The 14,419-nt window shown below is 68.6% G+C and carries 18 protein-coding genes and 1 pseudogene; 4 read left to right on the forward strand and 15 right to left on the reverse strand.

Going from position 1 to position 14,419, the window contains the following annotated elements; all coding sequences use genetic code 11:
* Positions 1-87 precede the first annotated feature (87 nt).
* A complete protein-coding gene (locus ABZ457_RS27270) occupies positions 88-294 on the forward strand; it encodes a hypothetical protein (protein WP_359162492.1) in 207 nt (68 codons plus the stop codon).
* On the opposite strand, the gene ABZ457_RS27275 is transcribed toward ABZ457_RS27270, so the two are convergent.
* The 6 genes from ABZ457_RS27275 to ABZ457_RS27300 form a co-directional block, all read right to left on the reverse strand.
* Positions 285-803, reverse strand: coding sequence for a hypothetical protein (locus tag ABZ457_RS27275; RefSeq protein WP_359162495.1), 519 nt, complete (start codon positions 801-803; stop codon positions 285-287). The two genes, ABZ457_RS27270 and ABZ457_RS27275, sit on opposite strands and share 10 nt — an antisense overlap.
* Positions 804-884: 81 nt before the next feature.
* Positions 885-1,109 (reverse strand): DUF397 domain-containing protein, encoded by a 225-nt coding sequence (locus ABZ457_RS27280; protein ID WP_359162498.1) that lies wholly within the window; start codon positions 1,107-1,109, stop codon positions 885-887.
* A gap of 145 nt (positions 1,110-1,254) precedes the next feature.
* On the reverse strand, positions 1,255-2,103 hold the full coding sequence (locus ABZ457_RS27285; RefSeq protein WP_359162501.1) for a helix-turn-helix transcriptional regulator: 849 nt from the start codon (positions 2,101-2,103) through the stop codon (positions 1,255-1,257).
* 18 nt (positions 2,104-2,121) lie between these two features.
* Entirely contained in the window at positions 2,122-2,646 is a 525-nt protein-coding gene (locus ABZ457_RS27290) for a DUF6879 family protein (protein WP_359162504.1), read from the reverse strand.
* 336 nt (positions 2,647-2,982) lie between these two features.
* The gene (locus ABZ457_RS27295) at positions 2,983-3,192 is read right to left on the reverse strand and encodes a DUF397 domain-containing protein (protein WP_359162507.1); all 210 of its coding nucleotides are present in this window, start codon (positions 3,190-3,192) and stop codon (positions 2,983-2,985) included.
* The gene (locus tag ABZ457_RS27300) at positions 3,189-4,037 is read right to left on the reverse strand and encodes a helix-turn-helix transcriptional regulator (RefSeq protein WP_359162510.1); all 849 of its coding nucleotides are present in this window, start codon (positions 4,035-4,037) and stop codon (positions 3,189-3,191) included. Before ABZ457_RS27300 ends, ABZ457_RS27295 begins: the two co-directional genes overlap by 4 nt.
* A 194-nt stretch (positions 4,038-4,231) precedes the next feature.
* Here ABZ457_RS27300 and ABZ457_RS27305 point away from each other — a divergent pair, with 194 nt between their 5' ends.
* The gene (locus ABZ457_RS27305; protein ID WP_359162513.1) at positions 4,232-4,693 is read left to right on the forward strand and encodes an ATP-binding protein; all 462 of its coding nucleotides are present in this window, start codon (positions 4,232-4,234) and stop codon (positions 4,691-4,693) included.
* A 35-nt stretch (positions 4,694-4,728) separates the two neighbouring features.
* Positions 4,729-4,860: a hypothetical protein gene (locus tag ABZ457_RS27310; RefSeq protein ID WP_359162516.1), complete on the forward strand. Its 132-nt coding sequence runs from the start codon at positions 4,729-4,731 to the stop codon at positions 4,858-4,860.
* A gap of 40 nt (positions 4,861-4,900) precedes the next feature.
* Here the strand turns inward: ABZ457_RS27310 and ABZ457_RS27315 are convergent.
* From ABZ457_RS27315 to ABZ457_RS27355, 9 genes and pseudogenes are all read right to left on the reverse strand, one after another.
* Positions 4,901-8,048: pseudogene (locus ABZ457_RS27315) on the reverse strand (DUF3427 domain-containing protein).
* Between the two features lie 16 nt (positions 8,049-8,064).
* The gene (locus ABZ457_RS27320; protein WP_359162519.1) at positions 8,065-8,253 is read right to left on the reverse strand and encodes a hypothetical protein; all 189 of its coding nucleotides are present in this window, start codon (positions 8,251-8,253) and stop codon (positions 8,065-8,067) included.
* Positions 8,254-8,264: 11 nt separating this feature from the next.
* Positions 8,265-9,095 carry a hypothetical protein gene (locus ABZ457_RS27325; RefSeq protein WP_359162522.1) on the reverse strand — a complete coding sequence of 277 codons (831 nt, stop codon included), beginning with the start codon at positions 9,093-9,095 and terminating at the stop codon, positions 8,265-8,267.
* A 4-nt stretch (positions 9,096-9,099) separates the two neighbouring features.
* Entirely contained in the window at positions 9,100-9,891 is a 792-nt protein-coding gene (locus ABZ457_RS27330) for a hypothetical protein (protein WP_359162525.1), read from the reverse strand.
* 74 nt (positions 9,892-9,965) lie between these two features.
* Positions 9,966-10,451, reverse strand: coding sequence for a hypothetical protein (locus ABZ457_RS27335; RefSeq protein WP_359162528.1), 486 nt, complete (start codon positions 10,449-10,451; stop codon positions 9,966-9,968).
* On the reverse strand, positions 10,451-10,876 hold the full coding sequence (locus ABZ457_RS27340; protein ID WP_359162530.1) for a hypothetical protein: 426 nt from the start codon (positions 10,874-10,876) through the stop codon (positions 10,451-10,453). Before ABZ457_RS27340 ends, ABZ457_RS27335 begins: the two co-directional genes overlap by 1 nt.
* A gap of 134 nt (positions 10,877-11,010) precedes the next feature.
* Entirely contained in the window at positions 11,011-12,015 is a 1,005-nt protein-coding gene (locus ABZ457_RS27345; RefSeq protein WP_359162533.1) for an SEC-C domain-containing protein, read from the reverse strand.
* 130 nt (positions 12,016-12,145) lie between these two features.
* The gene (locus tag ABZ457_RS27350) at positions 12,146-12,850 is read right to left on the reverse strand and encodes a hypothetical protein (RefSeq protein WP_359162536.1); all 705 of its coding nucleotides are present in this window, start codon (positions 12,848-12,850) and stop codon (positions 12,146-12,148) included.
* Complete coding sequence (locus ABZ457_RS27355) at positions 12,847-13,500, reverse strand: SigE family RNA polymerase sigma factor (protein ID WP_359162539.1); 654 nt, start codon at positions 13,498-13,500, stop codon at positions 12,847-12,849. Before ABZ457_RS27355 ends, ABZ457_RS27350 begins: the two co-directional genes overlap by 4 nt.
* A gap of 351 nt (positions 13,501-13,851) precedes the next feature.
* Here ABZ457_RS27355 and ABZ457_RS27360 point away from each other — a divergent pair, with 351 nt between their 5' ends.
* A complete protein-coding gene (locus tag ABZ457_RS27360; protein ID WP_359162542.1) occupies positions 13,852-14,190 on the forward strand; it encodes a DUF6412 domain-containing protein in 339 nt (112 codons plus the stop codon).
* Positions 14,191-14,419: the final 229 nt, after the last annotated feature.

A 14,419-nucleotide genomic window follows, 5' to 3' on the forward strand; every position in this document is an offset into this window, starting at 1 on the left:
CCCCCGCCGCTACCTCCCCGAAGGCAGCATGGACAAGATCTACCCCAACAACGATCAGATCGGTCCGGCTACACCACCACAGGGGACATGACCCAGCGCCTCGCCCGCGCGATGAAGGCCGACCCCAAGGGCCCCGGTCACTTCCCCGAACCCCTCGCCTGGGTCGCCGCCCTCGACAAGACCCTTTCGGGCGACCCCTCCACCCCCAACCTGGAGACCCACCGCGCAAAGCTCGTCGACACCCGAGACCGCATCAACACCTGGATGCAGGGCCACCCGGACGACTATCGCTGACGCGTGCGCCGCGCATCCCCGTGAGGCATCGACGGCATGGATTGCGGTGAAGCGGGACAACCAAGCTCGGGAGCACTTTTGTTCGGGCAGCAGGTCACTAGTGCGACAGAGTGGAAGGCGTTGCCCGACACGTAGTGCCCCAGCGACACATCTCCACCCCATGCGAGCCGCTTGATGGCGGACTCCACGAGCAACACGAGCCGCGATGCCTCTCGATCCTCCACCGAATCGAAGCGAGGAGCGAGGTCGGTGAGCTGCAAGGCCAACCACTCACCCGCCTTTGTTGGCTCGTGCCATGTTCCCCGGATCAACGATGGCGGCTTCATCAGCCAGTGAGCCGTCTGAATCGGAGGTACACCGGAAGCCGGGAACTCGGCAACGGCCTCTCGATAGCGGGCGAACACCTCCTGCTCACTGCTCGGAGTGGGCGCTTCACCGGGCGGCCTTCGGATGAATTCTCGGTCGAAGGCCTTCTTTGCGCCGACCCATGCGTAACCGTGGTGATGCACTGCTCCTCCGTTCCTGGTATGCCGTAGGCCCCGCCTGCCGGCGCTGCAGTGGGCGGGGCCTCGTCCCAGGTACTGCCGGGGTCAGGCGGAGAGGTCGAAACGGGCCGGGTCGATACCCGCTGCACCCAGTTCGGCCGTGGTGAAGCGCAGGGGTTCGGCCTCAGGGCGCTTGCTGTCGCCGAGCGCCCATGCATCCGGCCCGATCCTCGCGAGCGTCACACACGATTCGCCATCCGGATGCGTATTGCCACCGCACGCTTTCGTGAAGGCGGCTCCCTTGATCGGGAGCCCGTACAGGTCAGTCACCGTTGCGTCCTTCCTGATGTGTCTGCAGCCCCGAACGGGGCTGTCTACCGGGCCGCGCGCTACCGCCTTCGTGGCTCTCGGTAGGTGATGACGCTAGAGACCGAGCTGGTCGTGGCTCCACCTTGTTGCACGCTGTTGCACGGATTCACCTGAGCGTGAGAAGTGCGTCATTGATCAGGGCGCGCGCGAGCACTCCGCGTATCGCCGTCTGCGAGAGTTCGGCGAAGGCGCGAAGGTAGGTGTGGATCTCCCCAGGTGTGGTGAGGTTGATTTCCGCCGTCAACGTCTCGACTGCCACTTGCTGATCGTCGAACGCGTAGAACGCTTCGAGCGGCCACATTGTTCTCCGGGCGTGCCTCGGGATGATGCCGAGTGAGACGTTCGGTCGGCGCGATACCGCTAGCAGGTACTCGAGCTGTTCGCGCATAGCCTCGTCGCCGCAGACACGATAGTGAAGAACCGTCTCTTCGAGAAGCAGGGCGAATCGGTGGTCGCCCTCGCGGACGACCCGCGATCGGTCGAGCCTGGCCTTCACCGCGGACTCCACATCGTCCGGGGTCCTTTGGAAGGCGGTGATGGACTTGAGGAGCCCCGTGGCGTATCCAGCGGTCTGGAGCATGCCCGGCACCAGATTGGAGGCGTAGACGCGAAACGAGTGGGTCCGCTGGTAGAGGGGCACGGTCTTCTCGTGCACCCGCCGCATGCCGTCCTTGTGAATCTGCTTCCACTCGACATACATGGCTTCCGCGTTGCGTGACGCTGCGATGAGGTCTGCGGCTTGGTCGGTTGCCCCGCAAGCCGAACACCAAGCACGGATATCCGCGTCCGAAGGAGGCGTGATTCCACGTGCGATGCGGGACGACTTCGCCCGGTGCCAGCCACAGCGGACGGCCAGCTCATGGCCTGACAGCCCGGCGTCTCTCATCAGCCCTTGCAGGCGCATGGCGACGGCTTGTCGTGCTGCCTGCGCTGTTGAGAACGGGGAGGAAGACATGAGCCGGCCGAACTTCGATCAGACGGCGTACTGCTCGTGCGGGATGGCCCGCTCCCACGCCGCTTCGAAGGCCCGCGCGCACCGAGCCACGACGGCGGGTTCATCCGACTGGTCCGTGTGCACCCAGTGGCCGTTGCCGTCGAACACGTTGAACTGCACGAGCCGCCCGTCGAACAACCAGAAGTCGTTGCCCGGCAGCAGGAGATCCGATGCAAGGCGGCGCGGAAGCCAACGGATCTGCTCGCCAGCCGCGATGTTGGTGAACGTGCCCGAGTGCTCGAACGCCGTGTACTCGCTGATCGGCTCGGAGACGATCCGGGCTCGCCGGACGACGACCCCCTTCGCTGTCACCTCCTGCACGAGGTCGAGCCAAGGCCGCCACCATGATGCCCGGTCGTCCGGGTCGAGGCGATGTCCGTTCTTCCACGCGGTGAAGCCCTCGACCTCATTGGCCACGCTGTAGACGTCCCGCATCTCCAGATGCACGGCCGACTCCTTTGCCGACCTCATCAGGTCGGAGAAGTCAGTCAGACTCTGCGACACGAAGTGCCTCCCGGAGGTGCGGAATCATCCGCTTCGGAATCCTGATGACCGACTCGTGCGCTGGGAGGGGTACGTCCCGCGAGCTGCTGTCCGTGGTCTCAACATCCGCTGTCCAACCCTGTACGACGAGATCCCTACTGTCCTCGTCCACCCAGACGGCAGGTGAACCGTGGTCTCCGGACTCGGGGTCTTTGCCGACGAATCGTAAGGTCATGCGCTTCCTCTCGACTGATGTGAGCCGCTTGGCTCGTCGAGCATCACTGTGCCGCACGGGGAAGGCGCGGGAGAGCGTGAACGGGGTTTCGGTGAGGTCGTTGGCTGAGGTCTACCGCGCGTTCAACACTGCGGAAGCGTGCTGACCCGGGCGACGAACACCCCCCACGCCGAGCTGGAGAACATGAGCCTGCCAGCCTTCGGAAGCTTGCTGTCCCGGACCAGGATGGCCGACGCCCACCGAGCCGTCTCGACGCACTCGCCTCCGGACCCGTTGCTGTAGCTGCTCTTGAACCAGTGCAGGTGGTCGGCCGGGTGCGGGGCCTTGTTCATGAGTACGAATCCTCCAGAACGCGCTTGATCAGTTCGACCGATCGCGGCGGGCTCGAAGCGACGGCTCGTAGATTGTCGTACGCGCGGGTGTACTCGTCCACGTCGCTCGGAGCCTCCAGGTAGATGGCGTCGGTGAGGCCGTCGCGATAGACCACGTCAGGATCCTCCTGCTCAGGAAAGCCGAGGATCGTGAACGCCCCCGTAGCGGGGTAGGTGCCTGCGTCGAAGGGAAGCACCTGCAGCGTCACGTTCTTGCTGGACGCGACATCGAGCATGCGCGTCAGTTGATGCTTCATCAGCTCGCGGTCGCCCACAACGTGGTGCAACACGCTCTCATGCACGATGCACCAGAGGCTCGGGCCCTCGGTCGTGGCGAGTCTGTTCTGGCGTTCCATGCGGACGTTGACGGCCCGCTCGACGGCCTCAGCGGCGAGTTGATTCGTCGCACGGTGTAGTTCCGCCGCGTACTCCGGCGTCTGCATCAGCCCAGGGACGAACTCGCACTGGTACTGCCGGAGGCTCGACGCGTCCTGTTCCAGGCCGATGTAGACCGAGAACCACTGCGGCACGCCGGCTCCATGCGCATGCCACCAGCCCCTGACCTTCGAGTCCTTGGCGAGCGACTTCAGGAACTCCCGTAGCTCGTCGGTGGTCTCGTAGAAGCGGCAGAGGGCGTCCACGTCGGAGGGCTGGACGCGGCCGCTACCCGTCTCCATGCGGTTCACCTTCGAACCACTCCAGTCCAGCCCCTCGCCTACCTGGTTGCAGGTGAGCTTGTGTTCTTCGCGCAGCTTCTTGAGCTCGATCGCCAGACGGCGACGACGGGCGGTGGGCGAGCCGGCCAAATCAACACCTCGTTTGAGTAGAGGAGTTCAGTTTCCCCCGGCGAGTCCTACGGGCCAATCACTCGATCCAGCTAATCCCGCCGTGCACATTGCATGGAGAGTATTGCTCCTGCCATGCTCCGGAGGGCCACACGGTGAGTGAGTCTCATGTGGCTTTCGGTCACGAGGGTGAGGGGTTGTCGTCAGTGCAGTGCATGCGTCGCAAACCGCTTCAGCTGCTGTTCACGGCTGAACCACAAGAAGTCGCAGGTCTCCGGCACGTCACTCGTCTCCATCTGGAGGCATGGGGGTTACCCGACACCGTCCAGGCCGCGCAGCTCTGTGTGAGCGAGCTGAGCACGAACGTGATCAAGCACGTCGGCGTCGGCACGCCCGCCACGCTCGCGCTCTCGATGTCCGGCACGAGACTCCGGATCGAGGTCCACGACCCGGATTGCCTCTCACTGCCCACGTGCCGTGCCTCCGGGCGCGACGAGGAGGGGGGACGCGGTCTTGCGTTGGTGGATGCCGTCTCGGAGTCCTGGGGAGTGCTTCTGCGGGAGAGCTCGAAAATCATCTGGTGTGAGCTCGGTACGCGGCTGGACGTGCCGGGCGGGCATGTGGAAACGCCGGCTGTGCGGCGAGCCGGTGCGCTGCTCGGTCTTACGGGCGTGTGACCCGGGGGCAGTTGGCTCAAGGAAGTCGATTGGGCGTGGCGATCGCCGAGGAAGCGGCGGTGGACATCGTCGCGGACATGGTGACGTGGCTTCGGGTACATGGCCTTGACGTGGATGCGGTATTCGACCGTGCCGAGATGCACTGCCGGGCGGAATTCGGTACCTGAGCTTCGGCTCGCAGGGACGCTGCGGGCCGAAGTGGAAGTGTCAGCCCGCCGCGATCGTCGAGTAGGTCCAGACGTCGGCCGGCATCTCGCGGTGGAGTTCCCAGGTGATGGCCATCGGCTTGCTCCCCTTGTGTTCGACGTAGTCGGCAGGGCCCAGGAGCATCCAGGGCTGGGGGCCACCGATATCCGTCTTCTTGTAGCGGCGTACGAACAGGAGAACGTGGGTGCCGAGTTCCTTGTGGGTTCGGTACCGCACACCGGTGGGGGAGGTTTCGGAGGTCTGGTTCTGAGACTCCCAGTGGAACCGGCGGTCACTCAGTGCGTAGTCGTGATAGCGGGTCTGCGGGGAGAAATCCTTCTCGTCCTTGTCGAGAGTGATCAGCAGGGCGTCGACCTTGACGTTCTCGCACCACTTCACCCCCTCACGGAAGTGCCCCGGCAGAAAGCCGCCAATCGATGCCTGCCCCAAGGCGGGCAGGATCTCCTCACGGCTGTAGGTGGCGTGGACCGTCAGGGGAAGGTCGGCCAGCCCACCAAGGAGGGGCACCGGAACGTGGTCGGTGCGATCGAGGTTGTACGCGAGGACCTGGCGCAGCTCGTCCCGGAAGGCGGGCTGCCGCCGTAGGGCGTCCAACCCGTCCTGGTAGCTGGCAAAGCCGCCAAGGGGCCAGAGGGAGAAGAAGAGCATGCGGGCGTACGCCTGCCCGCGCGTATCCAGATCCGCGTACGCGGGTGCGTCGTCCGACAGCAGCAGGGTATAGGCGGTGACGCGGTGTGGGTCGTCCGCATGGAGGAAGGCCGACGCGCGTTTGAGTAGCTTGGCTTCGCCCTCGGGTGCGGTGGAGGGCAGTAGGTCTGCTCTGCGCAGCAGACCGGTCCAGGAGTTTCCGGTGCCGCGGGTAGAGCTCCTTGAGTTCCCGACCGCTTTCCCGGAGATGGTCGGAGAGCCGTGGTTCCGCGTACTGCTTTACCTCTCGCGCCAGTTGGGTGACGTTCACGCCGATCTGGCTGCGGACGTTACTGATGATCAGATCCTTGGCCTTGCGCTCAAGGATGATCTGGCAGCCGGAGGGAAGCTGCGGGAAGTCGTGCTCGATGTGGTCCAGGAGTCGGTTGCGCGTGAGGTTCGTCAGGGCGCGGAACTGCTCCTCGAAGCGGAACTCGGTGCGGTGCTGGCCGATGAAGTCCAGCACGGTGAGGACGGCCTTGTCCTCGCTGCGTCGCAGCCCGCGCCCGAGCTGCTGGAGGAAGACGGTGGCGCTGGACGTCGGGCGCAGCAGAAGCAGTGTGTCGACGTCCGGTACGTCCAGGCCCTCGTTGAAGAGGTCGACCGAGAAGATCACCTGAAGTTCTCCGGATCGGAGATCGTCCAACGCGGTCTTGCGGCGGTCTCGAGGCGTCTCACCCGACAACGCCACGGCTGCGAACCCGGCGGTCCGGAAGAAGTCAGCCATGAATTCGGCGTGGGCCACGGATACGCAGAAGCCGAGCGCCCGCATGGAGCCGGGGTCGGTCACCTTGTCCTGCACGGCTCGCACCACGAGACGGGCTCGTGCCGTATTGCCGGTGAACAGCTCACTCAACGCCGCCGAGTCGTAGGCGCCGCGTCGCCAGGTGACAGCGCTCATATCCGTGGTGTCGGTGATCCCGAAATAGTGGAAGGGACTGAGGAGTTCGTTCTCCAGGGCCTCCCAGAGCCGCATCTCCGCTGCGATGCGCCCGTCGAAGAACTCGTCTTGGACGTTACGGCCGTCCATACGCTCGGGGGTGGCCGTCAGACCGAGGAGTTCCACGGGCGTGAAGTGGTCGATGATCCGGCGGTATGTGGGCGAGACGCCGTGGTGGAACTCATCGATCACGATGACGTCGAAGTGGTCCGGCGCGATCTGCTCCAGGGCACGGGCGTTGAGGGACTGCACACTGGCGAAGACATGGTCCCAGTCGGTGGGGACCGTCCCACTGTGGAACTCCTGTCCGAAGTTGGCGTCGATCAGAACGTCTTGGTACGTGCGCAGCGACTGGCGCAGAATCTCTTGCCGGTGGGCGACGAAGAGCAGCCGGAGCTTCCTCCCGTGCTGCCGGACCAGCCCTTTGTAGTCGAGCGCCGCCATCACCGTCTTGCCCGTGCCCGTGGCAGCGACGAGGAGGTTTCGATGTCGGTCGTGCACCGTGCGCTCGACTTCCAGCCGTTCCAGCATGTCCCGCTGGTACGGGTGGGGGCGCACCTCTAGGCCGGAAAGGGTGATGGGCCGGCTGCCGTCCGGTCGGGTGGCTCCGGAGCCTTGACCGGCTTGCCGCAGGGCGTCGTCCAGTCGGGAGCCGTCGCGGTCCGGGTCGTAAGACTCGAAGGCGGAATCGCTCCAGTAGGAGTCGAAGGTGGCCTCGAACTTGCGCAGCACATCCGGTGTGGCGATGGACGACAGGCGCACGTTCCACTCAAGGCCCTCGAGTAGTGCGGCCTTCGACAGATTGGAGCTGCCGACGTAGGCCGTGTCATAGCCGCTATTCCGTCGGAACAACCACGCCTTTGCGTGCAGCCGGGTGGAGCGCAGCTCGTAGTTGACCTTCACCTCGGCGCCGTACTTCTGCACGAGCCTGTCAAGGGCCTTACGCTCGGTGGCCCCGATGTAGGTCGTCGTGATGACCCGCATGGGCACACTCCGAGCATGGGCGGCCTCCAACGACTGCTCTATCACCCGCAGACCGTGCCACTTCACGAACGCGCACAGGAGATCGACGCGGTCTGCGGTGGCCAGCTCGGCCCGCAGTTCGAAGCCGAAGCTGGGATCGCCGGGGGAGTTGGTGATGAGGGCCGCGTCGGACAGCGGAGTCGCGGGACGGAGCGCGTAGACGCCTTCGGCCTGTTTCTCCGCGATGGCGAGGAGTTGCCGCGGCCCGTCAGCGACCAGGTCCACCCACTCGCGGGCACCGTCGATGGTGCTCATGGATTCCAGGATGTGGTTGGCGGCATGCACGCGTTCCGCCGCTGGGAGGCGCTCCAGCACACGCCGGGTCGTTTCTGCGACATGGCGGGCCATGACATGCGGTCCCGACTCGACCCCCACCGCGTCATCGACGGCTCGCCAGCGTTCACCGTCGAGCTGTTGGAGCTGCTTCTCCACGCGGAGCGTGATCAACTGCTCGTACAGACCGGTCACCGGCTCGTGGGCCTCGATGGGACCTGACATCGCCTTCCCTCCCCGTTCACGTCGTGTCAGTGATATCAGGCGTCACCGACAGGTCGGGGGCGACGTGTGCCGCCGTCACCAGCCGCATAGCCCATGCGATCAACGTGGTGGACACCACCCCCTGGCTGACGAACACGGTGAGTGGGCGGTCCTCCTCGACCAACTCAGATTCGACATGTGGCGATGACGACGGGGCGAGCTCCATCGCGAGGGACGCTACCGCCCGGGCACCGGGACCACTACGCCCCCCAGGTCCCGCGCCGCCGTGCGCGCCGCGTCCGCCGTGCAGAGCTGGAGGGACCAGTTGCCCGCGGTCACGACGTGGCGTGGTGCACGAGGTTCGGTGAGCAGCAGACGGAGATAGTCGTCGCGTTCAGTCGGGGTGCGGTGGACCGCGAGGTGCGCATCCCGGCCGCCGAAGGGGCTGGCGCAGTCCGGGGCCGGTGCCGAGGTGTTGGTGCGGCAGCGGAGTTCGCCGGGTGACGACGCCTTCCGGCGCGTGCAGCCGACTGAGCCGTCCAACGCGGCCGCGAGAGCGTTCGCATCGGCGTGCTGGGGGCCGTCGGGAATGGCGGGCAGTGGGTGCAGGGGCGGGAGGACCACCCCACCCAGCGCGTCGGCCATCCGGCGGGCCGGGGCCAGCGCGTCGGCCGGGAGGACGCGGATGTACCAGTTGGCCGCGACGACCAGGGTCTGGCCGCGCGGTGGCGTCCGCCGGCTGCGCACCGCGAGCCCGATCTCGCCCTCCTTGACGACCGTGGTGTCGAAGACCGTGATCTGGGCCTCCACCTCTGTGCCGCGGTCGTCGAGGAGGCAGTGCAGGCTTTTGCCCGAGCCGGCGCCGCCTCGTTCGAGAAACACCTCGCAGTTCATGCCGTTCCGCGCGAGCCTCGCGGTGATCTCCTCGGCCGCGGTGAAGCGAGGGCCGGCCGGCACATGGGCGGGCAGCGGCTCCAGGGGCGCGGCGCTGCTGCGGGTGAACGCGTCGCAGGCGGTCAGGGTCAGCGCCACTAGGCACGCCGCGCTCGCGAGTCCGACCCTCCTCATGTGGCTAACCTCCCGGAGGTACGGGTGCCGGTCCGGGGCTGGGCGACGGAGTGCCGGGTTCGGGCTCACCCGTTCCGTTGCCCGTCGTCTGGCCCGCGCTGAAGATCGGTTCGATCGATACATGATGTCCGGCAGGGGTTTGGGACTCCAACTGCCGGATGGCCGAAGCGCGTTCCTCGTCACTCAGCGCCTGCCAGGCCATCGCGTCGTCCAGGTGAGGCTCTATCTTGTCCCAGTTCCGCCCGCGCGCCTTGATGTCCCCGCCTCGGTCATCGGATTCGTCGCCGTGCTGCTCGTTCTTCTCCCGGACGTCGGGGGTGTCGGCGGCATAGAGAGTGAAGAGCTGCTTGTCCGTGTCCGCGCCGTAGGGGTTTTCCCGCAGCATCGCCAAATGGTGGGCGGAGAGACGGACATCGAGTTCCGGATCGGCCTCTATCTCCGCCGCCAGCTCCGCGTCGCTCAGTTCCCTCATGGACCTGCCGTCGGTGAGGCGGAAGCTGTCTGGATACTCGTCGAGGACGGCGCGGGCCGTTGGCAGCTTGATGTGAGTGATGCCTAGGGACTTATCGGGTTTCGGGTACAGGGTCAGCCCCCAGTTGAAGAACCTCCCGAACTCCGTCAGCGGTCCGCGCAGGCTGGGGTTGTGGTTCTGGTACCACTGCTGTTCCTGCCACAGGATGGCGAGCAGGAGTTTGCGGCTTATGCCGGTCTCCGTCGAGGCGCGGTTCACTGCGGTCAGTACGTTGTGCGGGACGTTGATCGGGTGGATATCGCCGAGGCCGCCGTCCAGACGCAAGGCTATGGCCAGGGGACTGTCCCCGTTCAGGGCTTCCCGTGCAAGTTTCGGGTCACCGATCTGCGTGAGGCCCTCTATCGTGCGCGTAGGGTCCGGGCGGCTTCCAAGTCCGCTCGTAAGGCCTTCCCCAGGGCATCCGTGATGACCTGGTGCGCGTGGCGCAGCTCTGTGTGCTCCTCGCCGCCGGGTGCCGTGACGGTGGGTTGCGCATAGTCCACCCGACCGCTGTCGTCGACCTTCAGGCCGTGCCTGCCCGCGTAGTCGAGGCCGCTCCGCAGGTCTCGTTGCGCGTCCTCGATGTCCTTCGCGAGATCGTCGTAGGTCCGTGCCAGAGCACGCAGGCTGATGGCGGCGGCCTCGTAGTCGTCGGCCTGCTTGACGAACTTGGCGCGGGCAGCCCGTCCAGCGTCACCGGCCCAGCACTGCTTGAGGGTGTCCGCCACTTCGTCGCGAGCGTAGGACGCCAGCCCGTCGCACTGCTTGGCGGCTCTGACGACATCGTCCGCCGCGTCCCGCCACTGCTGGGGGCGAGCGGTGTCGAGACCCTTGACGGAGACCATTAGGCATCCTCCAGCCAGCCGGCGGATTTCCTGATCTCCTTTGCGATGGACACATCTTCGCTGATCTGGGTGTCCATCCCTTTGGTCAAGGCCGCTGCGGCGTCCTCGGCGAGGTCGCTGAGCCGGTGGAGACGTTTCTGCCACGCACCCACGCAGTCATTGCTCGCCACGCCCGCGTCCCACCCGGAGTGTGTCCGGCCCACGGCCTCCGCGTCGTCCAGCTTGGACTTGTCACGGGCCTCACCCTGGGCCACGCGTAAGCCTGTTGCCTTTGAGCGCACTGGTGTATCGGTCAGCCCAAGGTCCGCGTGCTGCGGACTCGGGGACGGCGCGGGGCCGTCCCCGGCTGCCGCGAGCCGCATCCGTGCCTCTTGCCTGCGCAGTGCGTCGGCCTTCAGCTGAGACCACTCTTCTTCGAACGACATGCAACCCCCTGTATGCACGTGCGTGCTACTGACGCTACATCAGCCGACGCGTGGGGGTGTGTGTTCCCGTTTTCGCCCAGGGCCCAGGGGCCAAGGGACGGAAGGCGGCTGGCTGCCCAGTCCCCGCCCCCCCCTCACCCCCCGTGGCACTCCCGGTACGCCACCCCCGACCCGCACCAGCACCCCGCCGTCCTGGACGGCGGCCAGGCCGTGGCGCGGCCGCGGGCGGCGAGGGTGGTGGCGTACTGGGGGAGGAGGGAGGTGTTCGTCGGGGAGGACACCTCCGAGGCGGCGAAGGCCTCGTAGGAGGGGACCGTCGCCGTGACGATGCCCAGGTTCCGGGTGCCCGTCGAGGCCAGGTCGCGCAGGGCGGACTCGATGTCCGCGAGGTGCGCCTCGTGGGACGGGTACTCGGCCGCGAGGTCCGGGTACGCCTCCAGGAGTTCCGCGAGCTCCGGGGCCGGCCAGTGCAGGACCGCCACCGGGAACGGCCGGGAGAGCGCCGAGCGGTACGAGCCCAGCTCCGCGCGCAGCCGCGCGATCTCCGCCTTCAGCTCGACCGGGTTGTCCGAGCCGAGGGCCCACAGGCGCTTCGGGTCGTGGAGTTCGTCGAGGCTGAAGTCCGGGGTGTGGGTGGCGTGCACCCGGTCCGCCAGGGCGTCGTGGTCGTCGTGCGCCAGGCCCAGCAGCCGCCGCACCCGGTGCCGGCCCGCGAGGAGGGACTGCGCCGCGTACGGGACCTCGTCGTCCGCCGGCAGCAGCAGCGCGAGCGCCTCGTTGAAGCACTCGTGGGACGCCTCCAGCTCGTCGTGGGACTCCAGCGTCTCCGCGATGATCTCCCACGGGGCCGCCTGCGCCGGGGCCGCGATGCGGATGCCCGCGATCAGGGCGCGGGCCTCGGCCTCGTGGCCGTACTCCCAGAGGTTGGCCGCCTGGAGTGCCTTGATGAGCTGCGGGTGCTCCGGCTCGGCCGCGAGCAGGCGGTCGTAGAGGCCGGACGCGCGACCGCGGTCGCCGGCCAGTTCCAGATGGGCCGCGGCCTGGAGCAGCAGTTGTTCCTCGTCCTCCGGGTACTGCTCCGCGGTGCGCAGCAGGCGCTCGGCTTCGGCGTGGTGGTCGGCAGGCGTGTCGGGGCGCATGGACCACACGGTACTGCCGTGGGGGCGGGTGCAGGGGAGTCCCGGTACGGGTGAGTGCTCCCGACCGGGCGCCGGCGGTGGTGAGTTGGGCCACAGCCCGCGGGGGCGTAGGGCCGAGGGGACGCGGACGTCAGGGCACGGGCGGCCCCGGCAGCGACGCCAGCGTCCGCCCTTCCGCGTCCGACAGGGTCACGCCCCCGAGGAACCCTTCCTGCGTGTACGACTCCGGCCCCGCCCACGCGTACCAGACGCCCCACCCGGGGGCGCCGGGCAGAGTGAGGAGGCCGGCGGTGATCGGCCCGGCGGCGGTCGCGACGGCGACCCGGGCCGCCCGGTCGGTGCCGTAGTAGACCCCGGACAGGAAGGTGCCCGTCGCGTCGCCCTCCGTCTGGAGGCTCACGCCGGGGCCGGCCCGGTCGATGTTGCCGTCGGTGACGCTGCGGAACTGGGGCTCCTCCCCGGGCAGCGCCCAGTGCTTGCCCTGCTCGGTCAGCCACAGTTCGACCCCGCCGGGCCCCTCGACCCGCTCGCCCGGCGCCACGACCCGCACCGGGGACCGCGGCGGCGGGGACGGAGAGGGGGACCGGGGCGCGGTGGGAGGCGGGCTGCTCACGGCCGGCGGGACGACGACGTGGTCCGGCGGCGCGGACCGCTGGACGGCCGTCACCACGAACGGGGCGATCAGCAGAGCGGCGCCCGACGCGGCCAGCCCGGCCACCCGCCGCCGCCTGCGCGCGCGGGCGGTCCGGGCGATGGCGGCCAGCGGGACGGGGGAGGGGGCGAGGTCGTGCACGGCGTCGGCCAGCACCGTGCGCAGACCGCGGTCGGAAGTCATCGGTGGGCTCCGGAGGGGGAGGCGCCGTTTCCGGTCGTGCCGTTGATGCCGGTCACGCCGTCGGCGAGGATCGGGTGGGCGCGCAGGGTCCGGAGGGCGCGCCGGGTGTGGGTCTTGACGGTGCCCACCGAGCAGTTGAGGACGGCGGCGACGTCCGGCTCCCGCATGTCCTCCCAGAACCGCAGCACGACCACGGCCCGCTGCCGCGCGGGGAGGGACGCCAGCGCCTCCAGGACCGCCGCGCGCCGCTCGGTGGTCTCCGAGTGGTCGGCCTGCACCCGGTGCGCGGACTCCGGCAGGAACGGCGTCAGCAGATGCGCGACGCGCCGCCGCCGGACCCGGCTGATGTTGTTGTTGACCAGCGCCCGGCGCACATAGAGGTCGATCTCCTCGCGCGGGACCCGGCGGAAGTGCGACCAGACCTTGGCCAGGGTCGTCTGCACCAGGTCCTCGGCCTCGTGGAAGTCCCCGGTGAGCAGGGTCGCGGTACGCACCAGCCGCGGCCAGGCCGCCATCGCGAACTCGGCGAACTCGGCGTCACGGTCGGGGCCCCGGCGGGGGTTCGGGCCGGGGTCGGAGTCGCGGCCGGCGCCACAGTCGGAACCGAGGTCGGGGTCGCGGCTGCGGTGGCGGTCCCGGTCCTGCGTCACGGGGTGGGGGTTCCTTCGGCTTGTGGCGGTGGGCGCGGTGGACGGGGCGGGGCAGCGGACGCGGGGCGCCGTGGGCACGTGCTCCACGGGCCCGACCACCCGGACCCCCGTGGCCGGGTGGGCGGGCGCCGCGGCACGGCGGAGGGCACCTCCCCAACTCTCCAAACGCCGGTGGGCGGGCGGCTGGATGACATGTTCGCGAGATTTTTTTCGACGGTGCCCCGCCGCGCGGTGCGGCGGAGTGCCGGGCGGCCGGTGCCGGGGGAACCGGGGGCGCGGGTTGTTCGTGTACAACTGTGGGGAGGCTCCGACCGGGGCCGTCGGCCATCGAGCGGCAGGAGGGCGTGGGGCATGCTCCGCAGCGCACCGCGCCTGTTCCGCAGCGCACCGCCCCTGTTCCGGCTCGCCGGGCTGTTCTTCTTCCTTCTCGTCGGGGTCGTGCTCGTCGACGGGGACGGGCTGGGCGCCGCCGTGGCGCTCGCCGCCACCGCGACGGCCGCCGCCGGTTCCGCGCTCGTCGTCTGCGCGGTGATCAGCGCGCGCTGTGCGCCGGTCGTCCCGCGCACCCGCGTCCGCACCGCCCTGCGTGACCGTGAGCAGCGCACCGCCTTTCTGCCCCAGCGCGACCCCGATGCCCGGGGCCGCCGGCGTCCCCGGGCGCCGGGCCGTCGTCTCGCGACGGCTGCGTAGGGGCGCGTTCCGCGCCGCGTGGGTCCGGCCGGGTGACCGGCCGCCGCGCCGATGGACGCCCGCACCGGGCGCCCGGATCGTCCGGGCCCGGCCCGCCGGGGCCCGCCTCGGCTGACCGGACCGGCCCCGGCCCCACGGGAGCCCGGCCCCGGCCCGCCCCGGGCGTCACCCCGGACCGGACCGGACCAGGCCCGGCCCCGGGCGCCCCCCGGACCCGGCCCAGCCCGCC

The sequence above is a fragment of the Streptomyces sp. NPDC005805 genome, from assembly GCF_040630445.1.
Taxonomy (GTDB): Bacteria; Actinomycetota; Actinomycetes; order Streptomycetales; family Streptomycetaceae; genus Streptomyces.

Excerpts from the sequence above, each read along its gene's own strand:
- ABZ457_RS27270 (WP_359162492.1), top strand. The coding sequence starts at position 88 with ATGACCCAGCGCCTCGCCCGCGCGATGAAGGCCGACCCCAAGGGCCCC.
- ABZ457_RS27285 (WP_359162501.1), bottom strand. The coding sequence starts at position 2,103 with ATGTCTTCCTCCCCGTTCTCAACAGCGCAGGCAGCACGACAAGCCGTC.
- ABZ457_RS27295 (WP_359162507.1), bottom strand. The coding sequence starts at position 3,192 with ATGAACAAGGCCCCGCACCCGGCCGACCACCTGCACTGGTTCAAGAGC.
- ABZ457_RS27305 (WP_359162513.1), top strand. The coding sequence starts at position 4,232 with ATGCGTCGCAAACCGCTTCAGCTGCTGTTCACGGCTGAACCACAAGAA.
- ABZ457_RS27320 (WP_359162519.1), bottom strand. The coding sequence starts at position 8,253 with ATGGAGCTCGCCCCGTCGTCATCGCCACATGTCGAATCTGAGTTGGTC.
- ABZ457_RS27325 (WP_359162522.1), bottom strand. The coding sequence starts at position 9,095 with ATGAGGAGGGTCGGACTCGCGAGCGCGGCGTGCCTAGTGGCGCTGACC.
- ABZ457_RS27335 (WP_359162528.1), bottom strand. The coding sequence starts at position 10,451 with ATGGTCTCCGTCAAGGGTCTCGACACCGCTCGCCCCCAGCAGTGGCGG.
- ABZ457_RS27340 (WP_359162530.1), bottom strand. The coding sequence starts at position 10,876 with ATGTCGTTCGAAGAAGAGTGGTCTCAGCTGAAGGCCGACGCACTGCGC.
- ABZ457_RS27345 (WP_359162533.1), bottom strand. The coding sequence starts at position 12,015 with ATGCGCCCCGACACGCCTGCCGACCACCACGCCGAAGCCGAGCGCCTG.
- ABZ457_RS27350 (WP_359162536.1), bottom strand. The coding sequence starts at position 12,850 with ATGACTTCCGACCGCGGTCTGCGCACGGTGCTGGCCGACGCCGTGCAC.
- ABZ457_RS27360 (WP_359162542.1), top strand. The coding sequence starts at position 13,852 with ATGCTCCGCAGCGCACCGCGCCTGTTCCGCAGCGCACCGCCCCTGTTC.